The sequence below is a fragment of the Liberiplasma polymorphum genome (genome assembly GCF_043951795.1).
Taxonomy (GTDB): domain Bacteria; phylum Bacillota_I; class Bacilli_A; order Izemoplasmatales; family Izemoplasmataceae; genus Liberiplasma; species Liberiplasma polymorphum.
The window spans coordinates 1-8,482 of sequence record NZ_JBIOAG010000058.1; the positions used below are offsets into that span (position 1 = coordinate 1).

Annotated in this window: 8 protein-coding genes; 2 read left to right on the forward strand and 6 right to left on the reverse strand. The window is 31.1% G+C overall.

Features of this window, described 5'->3' with window-relative positions; genetic code table 11:
- Positions 1-211 precede the first annotated feature (211 nt).
- From ACHAJD_RS09435 to ACHAJD_RS09455, 5 genes are all read right to left on the reverse strand, one after another.
- Positions 212-1,504, reverse strand: coding sequence for a pyrimidine-nucleoside phosphorylase (locus ACHAJD_RS09435; protein WP_435585620.1), 1,293 nt, complete (start codon positions 1,502-1,504; stop codon positions 212-214).
- A gap of 56 nt (positions 1,505-1,560) precedes the next feature.
- The gene (locus ACHAJD_RS09440) at positions 1,561-2,388 is read right to left on the reverse strand and encodes a lysophospholipid acyltransferase family protein (RefSeq protein WP_435585621.1); all 828 of its coding nucleotides are present in this window, start codon (positions 2,386-2,388) and stop codon (positions 1,561-1,563) included.
- Positions 2,388-2,864 (reverse strand): dihydrofolate reductase, encoded by a 477-nt coding sequence (locus ACHAJD_RS09445; protein WP_435585622.1) that lies wholly within the window; start codon positions 2,862-2,864, stop codon positions 2,388-2,390. Before ACHAJD_RS09445 ends, ACHAJD_RS09440 begins: the two co-directional genes overlap by 1 nt.
- Positions 2,864-3,742, reverse strand: a complete 879-nt coding sequence (gene thyA / locus ACHAJD_RS09450) for a thymidylate synthase (RefSeq protein WP_435585623.1) — start codon at positions 3,740-3,742, stop codon at positions 2,864-2,866. The genes ACHAJD_RS09445 and thyA overlap by 1 nt, the downstream gene beginning before the upstream one ends.
- Before the next feature lie 120 nt (positions 3,743-3,862).
- A complete protein-coding gene (locus ACHAJD_RS09455) occupies positions 3,863-4,195 on the reverse strand; it encodes a single-stranded DNA-binding protein (RefSeq protein WP_435585624.1) in 333 nt (110 codons plus the stop codon).
- A 301-nt stretch (positions 4,196-4,496) separates the two neighbouring features.
- Between ACHAJD_RS09455 and ptsP the strand changes: the two genes are divergently transcribed.
- Positions 4,497-6,209 carry a phosphoenolpyruvate--protein phosphotransferase gene (ptsP, locus tag ACHAJD_RS09460; protein WP_435585625.1) on the forward strand — a complete coding sequence of 571 codons (1,713 nt, stop codon included), beginning with the start codon at positions 4,497-4,499 and terminating at the stop codon, positions 6,207-6,209.
- On the forward strand, positions 6,206-6,469 hold the full coding sequence (locus ACHAJD_RS09465) for an HPr family phosphocarrier protein (protein ID WP_435585626.1): 264 nt from the start codon (positions 6,206-6,208) through the stop codon (positions 6,467-6,469). Before ptsP ends, ACHAJD_RS09465 begins: the two co-directional genes overlap by 4 nt.
- A 42-nt stretch (positions 6,470-6,511) precedes the next feature.
- Here ACHAJD_RS09465 and ACHAJD_RS09470 read toward each other — a convergent pair.
- The coding region (locus ACHAJD_RS09470) for a BglG family transcription antiterminator (protein ID WP_435585627.1) at positions 6,512-8,482 on the reverse strand (1,971 nt) is incomplete at its 5' end.

Consider the following 8,482-nt stretch of genomic DNA (forward strand, 5'->3'; position numbering starts at 1 on the left):
ATTGTTGTATTAAGTTGTGAACTTTATTATTTAGTGCTGATCAACTATAAAACTCGGGTTATATCATTTTTATTGCTTATTTTATTTTATTCTAGAAAAGTGAGATAACGTCTAGTCTAAATGCCTGAACCGCTTTCTCACCAACTTTTTTCACCAAACGTCAGTTTTTTTTTAGATAATTTATCTGTAAAAAAAATAGAGCGCGAGCGCTCTATTCAATAATTTCTAGGATTAATGGTTTCTTTTCAACCATCGTTTCAGTAATGGTGAATGCATTTAAAATAGTTTTTATCTCTTCGGTAATATCATCTTTGTTGTTGTAAACATAAGCAAGGACTTCGCCTACTTCTATTTTGTCACCAACTTTTTTATTTAAAACAATCCCAACATCCATATCAATTTCATCATCTTTTGTTGCACGTCCTGCACCTAAGCGCATGGCAGATAAACCAATATCTAGGGCATTAAGTTTTTGAATGTAGCCTTCTGTTTCGCTTTTAACTGCGATGATGCCATTGGTGTGAATATAATCGTTTAAATCAGGATACTTCCCACCTTGTGCTTTAATTAACTCATAAAACTTGTCACTTGCTTCAAGTGATGAGATTTTTTTATCTATTAGCTTACGGGCTTCTTTTAAAGTTTCGGTTATTCCTGAGTGATGGACTAAATAACTTCCAATTTCTTTACAAAGGGTTTCTAGGTCGCTTGGACCGTTTCCTTGAAGGGTTCTAATTGCTTCTAGTACTTCTAATTTATTTCCAACTGCATAGCCTAAAGGTTCACTCATGTCAGTGATAAAAGCAACGACCTTTTTACCAAAATTGGTACCGATTTTAACCATTAAGTGACTTAATTCTCGTGCATCTTCAATAGTTTTCATGAATGCACCTTCGCCGATTTTTACATCAAGCACAATAACATCTGCACCGCTTGCTAGTTTTTTACTCATTATTGAACTTGCGATAAGTGGAATACTAGGCACAGTACCTGTAACATCACGTAAGGCATATAACATTTTATCTGCAGGGGCTAATTTAGCGGTTTGTCCGGCAACAGCAATGTTAATATCATTGACTTGTTTTACAAATGTTGCATTGTCTAAATTAATATTAAAGCCTTCAATGCTTTCTAATTTGTCTAGTGTCCCACCGGTATGTCCTAATCCGCGACCTGATAGTTTTGCGACTTTTGCGCCACATGAAGCCACTAAAGGCCCAAGTACTAATGTCGTTTTATCACCAACACCACCGGTTGAATGTTTGTCAACTTTGATGCCGTCGATGTTACTTAAATCAATAATTTCTCCGCTATTTAAAATAGCTTCTGTTAAATAAGTTGATTCTTCATCATTCATGCCGTTAAAATAGATTGCCATTAATAAACTACTCATTTGATAATCTGGAATATTACCGTTTAGGTATTCTTTAATAAAATATTCAATTTCATTTTTTGTAAGTTCGTGGTGATCTCGTTTTTTTTCAATAATATCTACCATTCGCATACAATCAACTCCTCTACTTTTAAATTAAACGCGTGTATACTATATCACATTCTTGATTATTTAACTATGTTTTTGTATTCATCAAGCTTAGTTTGTATCATTTGTTTTACATATTGACTTAGTTCGATAGTATTCATTGCTTGATATGTTTCATATTTAAGCAATGGATGAAAATGTAAGTAAATTTTGTGTCGTTTAATAGGCCACCATTTAAATACTTTACTAAAGTCATAAATGGTACCGACTAAAATATCAGCTTTGGGTTTTGTTGCAAGTTTAAACGCACCTGGTTTGAAGTGTGTTAGTTCGTTTCCAAATGTTCTTTTACCCTCAGGAAATATCGCCATAGGGATGCCTTCTTTATAGAGTTTAATGCCTCTTATGATGCTTTCTGCAGCATCGCGGTCAGCATCACGCTTAATAGGTACATTTCCTAACATACGAATCCACCTACCGAGTAAAAACCAATCAAATGATTCTTTTTTAGCAATAAAGTTTAGTGGATGCTCTTTTAAGACTGGTTTAATTGCCATAATATCGTAATTTTCTTGATGGTTACATACAAAGATAAATTTTTCTCCTTTTAAAGGAATATTTTCCTTGCCTGTAACTACTAATTTTACGTTTAAAAATCTAAAAGCTAACTGTAAAATACTATTAACTATCCCATGGTTTCTCATATTATGAGGATCAATTTCTTTTATCGTAAAACTATACACCCAGAAAAATAATACAAAAATAATGAATGTTAAAACCATTCCACCTAACAATGAAGCAAACCAAAATAATACGGTTAAGTAACTCGTAATTAGGTACAATTCAAAAAACAAGATTGCAACAGCTGCAAAAGCTAAACTAAAAATAATATATAATCGCGTAGCCATTAAATCATCCTTTCATAGACTGCAAAACTTAAAGACGGATGATCATCAAAATAAACTCTTTTGTAATCCGACTCGTTATATTCAGGAAAATAAGTATCACCTTCGAAACGCCCTTTTATATGAGTAATATATAGTTTTTTTGCATAAGGTAATGCAATTTGATAAATTAATCTTCCACCAATAACAAAGATTTCTTCTTCTTTATCTTGGTTGGCTTTTAAGTATTGTTCCAAATCGTTAATAACTTCAATCCCTTGATAGGTTAATTTCTGTCTTGAAACGACAATGTTTTCACGGTTAGGTAAAGGTTTTTTCAAGGTTTTTAAAATTGATTCAAAAGTAACGCGTCCCATCACACATTTGTGATGCGCAGTTACATTCTTAAAATAGGCTAAATCTTCTTTAAAGTGCCAAGGTAATCCACCTTTAAATCCTATTGTTTTTGCCTCATCAAAGGCAACAATAATTGAAATCATTAAACACTCACCTTCCCTTTAATGGCTGGGTGAGGATTATAATCTTCAAGTGAAAAGTCTTCATAAGTAAAACTGAACAAGTCTTTAACCTTTGGATTTAACACCATTTTCGGAAGTGGTTTGGGGGTTCTTGAGAGTTGTAGATGAACTTGCTCTAAATGATTTTGATAGATATGAGCATCACCCATTGTATGAATAAATTCACCCACTTCAAGCCCGGTTGCTTGAGCAACCATCATAGTTAATAAACTATAACTTGCTATATTAAATGGTATCCCTAAAAAAGCATCCGCACTTCTTTGATATAGCTGACAGGATAATTTTCCATTTGACACATAAAACTGAAACATCATATGGCATGGGGGTAACGCCATTTTATCAATTAGTGGTGGGTTCCAGCTATTTACGATTAATCTTCTTGAGTTAGGATTAGTTTTAATTTCTTCAATCAGCCATTTAAGTTGGTCAACAACGGTTTCTTTCCCTTCAAAACTACGCCATTGTTTCCCATAAACAGGACCTAAATCACCATGTTTTTGAGCAAAATTTTCATCGTTTTTTATCTTTTCAATAAATGCATCTAGTGTTTCATTTTGGTAATCACTACTCTTTTTATAAGTCTCATATGGCCATTCATTCCAAATACGGACATTATTAAGCACTAATGGTCTAATATTAGTCTCACCTTTAATAAACCATAACAGTTCATGAATAACACTTTTTAAGTGAACTTTTTTAGTGGTTAGTAAAGGAAATCCTTCGCTTAAATCAAATCGCATTTGATAACCAAAAGTCGAAATTGTCCCCGTATTTGTACGATCGTTCTTAATTGTACCCTTTTCTAATATATGCTTTAGGAATGTTAAATAAGCATTCATAATTTCACCCCGTTTTTATTCATATATTATATCATAAAAACCATCTTTTGAAGCCATTAAAAACACATCCAAATTGCGGATGTGTTTTTAATAAAGGGGGATTTAACTAAAGGATAAAGGTTATTCGGATGCTTTTGGACTGATAAAGGTAATTTTTTCAGCAACAACTTCTGCGTGGCTAAATGTTTCATTGTCACCATATTCGAAGAATTTTTGAACAAGTCTTGCTTTAACGCCTACTGTAGAACCTTTCTTACAATATTGAACGGTATTTTCTGCAATACCACTCCATAGCGTACATCGGATAAAATCAGTTTCATACGTACCACTTTCTGCACTTTTAAAGCTTCTTTGCAGGGCAAGTGTAATTGTAGTCACTTTTTTACCATCTTCAAGTGTTCTTAACTCAGGGTCATACACTAATCTTCCCACTAGTATGACTTGATTAACCATGTGAACCTCCTTTTTTATTGTTAACATAAGCATACAAAAAACTTTAACGGATGTCACTTTACAGAAATTGAAGATTTCGCAGGTCTTTACGTGCTTTTTTATCAAATTTAACTGGATTTCTAAAGTTTTTCATGTCATTTCGAAGGTTATACTAAAGCTCCTAAGAAAATCCCTTAAATTCTGTAAAGTTTAAACTTTTTTTTAAAGTCCAATGATTTACTAGAAATTTGTGAAACATCTTGGACTTGATTGACAAGGTTCTAATGGTAAAATAGAGTTAAGTAATTATGAGGAGGATTTTATGTATAAAGGTAAAATTGCAAGTCAAGGTTTAGCTATTGCAAAAGCGTATATATATATAAAAGAACCGATTAAAACTAGTAATGATGTATGTGAAGATATTGATACATGCATCAAAACCTTTAAAAAAGCGCTAAGTGAAAGCACCACTGACATAGAAAAGGTTATTGAATCTTCAAAAAACTCTCTTGATGCTGAGCATGTTGCTATTTTTGAAGCACATATACAGATGATTAACGATGTAGAAATTATTGATGCTGTTAAAAAACTAATAAAAGAAGATTCTATAAATCCCGCGAAGGCTTATGAAAAAGTAACCAACGAATTTGTCACAATTTTTGAAAATATGGAAGATGCTTATTTTAAAGAACGTGCTTCTGACATCAAAGATATTCAGTACCGTGTTTTAAGTCATCTAGTCAATAGTAAAATCGCTGATTTGAGTTTATTAGATCAAGAAGTCATTATTGTTGCAGAAGACTTAGCCCCAAGTGATACAGCAAGTTTAAACCTAGAATATGTTAAAGGCTTTATTACCGAACAAGGTGGTTACACCAGTCATACAGCCATCATGGCTCGTGCTTTAAATATCCCGGCTATTGTTGGTGTAGATGGAATTGTTAATGCAATAGATGATGATACACTGTTAATTCTAGATGCGTTAGATAATCACATATACGTTTCACCAAATGATGATCAGTTAAATAAAGCTAAGAAAACACTAAAAGCCTACAATGAAAAACAAATTGCTTTGAAGGCTTATAAAGATAAGAAAACGATAACACTAGACAACCATCATGTCGGATTATTTGCAAATATCGGCTCTATTGAAGATTTAAAAAGTGTTAAAGCTAACGGGGCTGAAGGGATTGGGTTATTTAGAACTGAGTTTTTATTTATGAATTCAGAAAAAATGCCTACATTAGATGAACAAGTTGCGAGTTACAAAAAAGTATTTAAAGCAATAAATACAGTTATAGTAAGAACGCTTGATATTGGTGGAGATAAATCTTTACCTTATCTATCTCAAGAAAAAGAAGACAATCCTTTCTTAGGTCATCGTGCAATTAGACTTTGTCTAGAAGAAACTGATTTATTTAAAACCCAGTTAAAAGCTTTATTAATCGCTTCTGCTGATCAAAAGGTTTTACGCATCATGATACCAATGATTGCACGATTAGATGAAATTCTTAAAACAAAAGTCATCTTGAATGAGGTTATTGAAGATTTAGAAAAAAATAACGAATCCTACCAAAAAAATACTAAATTAGGAATAATGATTGAAATTCCAAGTGCTGCTTTAAATGTTAAAACACTCGCAAAACACATTGATTTTATTTCAATTGGTAGTAACGATTTAATTCAATATCTATACGCCGCAGATCGAATGAATAAAAAAGTTACATATTTATATGAACCCTTTGATCCAACTTTAATCCGCTTGCTTTATCAAATCATTAAAGATGCTAAAAGTGAAGGCGTAGAAACAGGATTATGTGGTGAAATAGGAAGTATTAATGAAATAGCATTATTACTTACTGCAATGGGTATAGATGAAATTAGTATGAATGCATCAAGTATTCTTGAAATTAGAGCATTACTTAGTAAAGTTAAACTTAGTGATTTAAAAACATTATTAGACGATGTTTTAAAATTAGATCAAGCCAGTACCGTTAAAGATACAATTAAACAATTTAAAGAGGTGAAACTATGAAATCAATTGAATTAATAATTACAGATGAAGCTGGATTACACGCAAGACCTGCATCGTTAGTATGTAAAGAAGCCGCAAAATATAACTCAAAACTTGAGTTAGTCTACAACGATAAAGCCATTAACTTAAAAAGTATTTTAGGTGTAATGAGTTTAGGCGTGCCCCATGAAGCAACCATCACAGTACGTGCTGAAGGTGATGATGCAGAAGATGCCCTTAAAAATATCGAAAAAGCTTTTAAAGATAATAAACTTGTTTAATAAAAAAACTTTCATACTCATTTAAATAGTATGAAAGTTTTTTTATGTAGAAAGCAAAAGTTTTAATAAGTTGCTTTCACTATTAGATTTTATAATCGCTTCATTATGGTGTTCAATTTTTTCACTTAACAGACTTAATAATTTTAAATGCATCTCACTATTTAAAGCCGCAAGTGTAAAAATAATTCTTACAGGTTTATCATCTGGGAAAATTACTGGATTTTCTAAAATTAAAGCACTAATACCATTATCTAAAACACCGTCTTCAGGTCTAGCATGACTAATCGCAATCAAATCACTAACAACAATGTAAGGCCCTAAATGATCAATATTTTCAATAATCTTTTCTACATAACTTTTAGTTATTTTAGCTTCACGAATTAAAGGTGCAGCGCTAATAAATAGTGCTTCTTTATAATCTTTAGCATTTTTCTGTTTTTGAATATACTTAGATAACATAAGTTCACTCAGTAAATTTAATGACGTTTTTGGCATGAGGTACTTATGTAATATTTTTAATACAGCATCTGTGTTTTTTTCTTTAATAAAGGGTTTTAAATCCTGTAAAATCGTTTGTGGGTCTATTGATAAATGCGACGTTTTATTAAATATAATGCTTAATCTTTCTTTTTCATATTCAGATAATAATGGTGAAACATAGATAGTATTTGCTTCATAAGGATTATTTTTTATTTTTACAGTCGCTATGAGTTTATCAAAAGGGTTAACATAAGCATCTAAATCATCTAAGGCAATACAATCTATGACTTCAATATTATCGAGTTGATCTTCAAGTGATTTCTTTAGTAAATAACTTGTTGCTACACCTGTTGGACAAACGATTAATATTTTCTGAGTGGCTACAGTTTGGTTTTCACGTCTTAAATGACCACCAAAATGCATAGCAATATAAGTAATATCATCTTCTGAGATTGGATAGGCTATGACTTCTTCAAACTCAGCCATAACTTTTTTTGTTAAATTAAAAATAGGATAATATTGTTGTTTAAAAAGTTGTTTCATGGTGTTTTCTATACGAACACCATATTTATAGCGCTTTAACGACTGACTTATATGGTTATATAAGCCGTTAAAAAGTGCCGTTTCATCTTTAAAATGGATTAATGTTTTACGTTTAAATTCCTCAATAATATCATTGACTAAATCATAAATAAATGGGTCTTCTTTTGAAGTTACAATCTTATCTTTTATATCTAAAAAATGAAAAAAGATAAACTCCGATTCTTGTTTTAATGATTCCGGTAAATAATCGTATGCAAGTCTATAAATCTCATCTGTAAATATCGTTTTTTCTTCATCAGATAACTGAATAGGTTTTTGCGGATACTTTTTTAATATAGCTAAAGCAAGTACAAGATAATTAAACATATCTTCAGATAAATTCTCATCAAAATGACGATTTAAATGCGTTAATAATTCATGCATCTTGTCATAATCTTGAATATCAAAAAATAAATTTTTTAAAACAAACAATCGATCGCTTAAATCATTAATAACCTTAAATAAAACCGAACGTTTTCTTAAGTTTGTGCCTTCAATAAAGTAACCATGTTGATTACTATATTCAAGGGTACAATGGTATTTAGCAAGGTTATATCTTACTGTTTTCAAGTCATTCATAACGGTGTTTTTACTTATTTTTAATACATCTTCAAAAGATTGCACCGAGAACTTATCCTCTTCTAATAGTAAATAAAGTAATATCATGTGAATTCGTTCTTCTTGTGAATAGGTGTATAAATTAAAAAAGTTTTCATCTAAAAATGATTTAAGAAAATCCTTTACTATAGGGCTAATTGTTACGTTTGAATCTTTGATAATGTTATGCGTATTTGGATGATTTGATGCTACATAATCGAGGATTTTATTTACAGAATAATACACCATACGTTTTGAAACTTCTAAACGATCAGCTATTTGATTGATATTAAATGGTTCTGTTTCATTGGTCATAGATTTCATAATTAAGTAGTCTTTATAATCAAACATACA

Coding starts and splice junctions, on each gene's coding strand:
- ACHAJD_RS09435 (WP_435585620.1), bottom strand. CDS start 1,504: ATGCGAATGGTAGATATTATTGAAAAAAAACGAGATCACCACGAACTT.
- ACHAJD_RS09440 (WP_435585621.1), bottom strand. CDS start 2,388: ATGGCTACGCGATTATATATTATTTTTAGTTTAGCTTTTGCAGCTGTT.
- ACHAJD_RS09445 (WP_435585622.1), bottom strand. CDS start 2,864: ATGATTTCAATTATTGTTGCCTTTGATGAGGCAAAAACAATAGGATTT.
- thyA (WP_435585623.1), bottom strand. CDS start 3,742: ATGAATGCTTATTTAACATTCCTAAAGCATATATTAGAAAAGGGTACA.
- ACHAJD_RS09455 (WP_435585624.1), bottom strand. CDS start 4,195: ATGGTTAATCAAGTCATACTAGTGGGAAGATTAGTGTATGACCCTGAG.
- ptsP (WP_435585625.1), top strand. CDS start 4,497: ATGTATAAAGGTAAAATTGCAAGTCAAGGTTTAGCTATTGCAAAAGCG.
- ACHAJD_RS09465 (WP_435585626.1), top strand. CDS start 6,206: ATGAAATCAATTGAATTAATAATTACAGATGAAGCTGGATTACACGCA.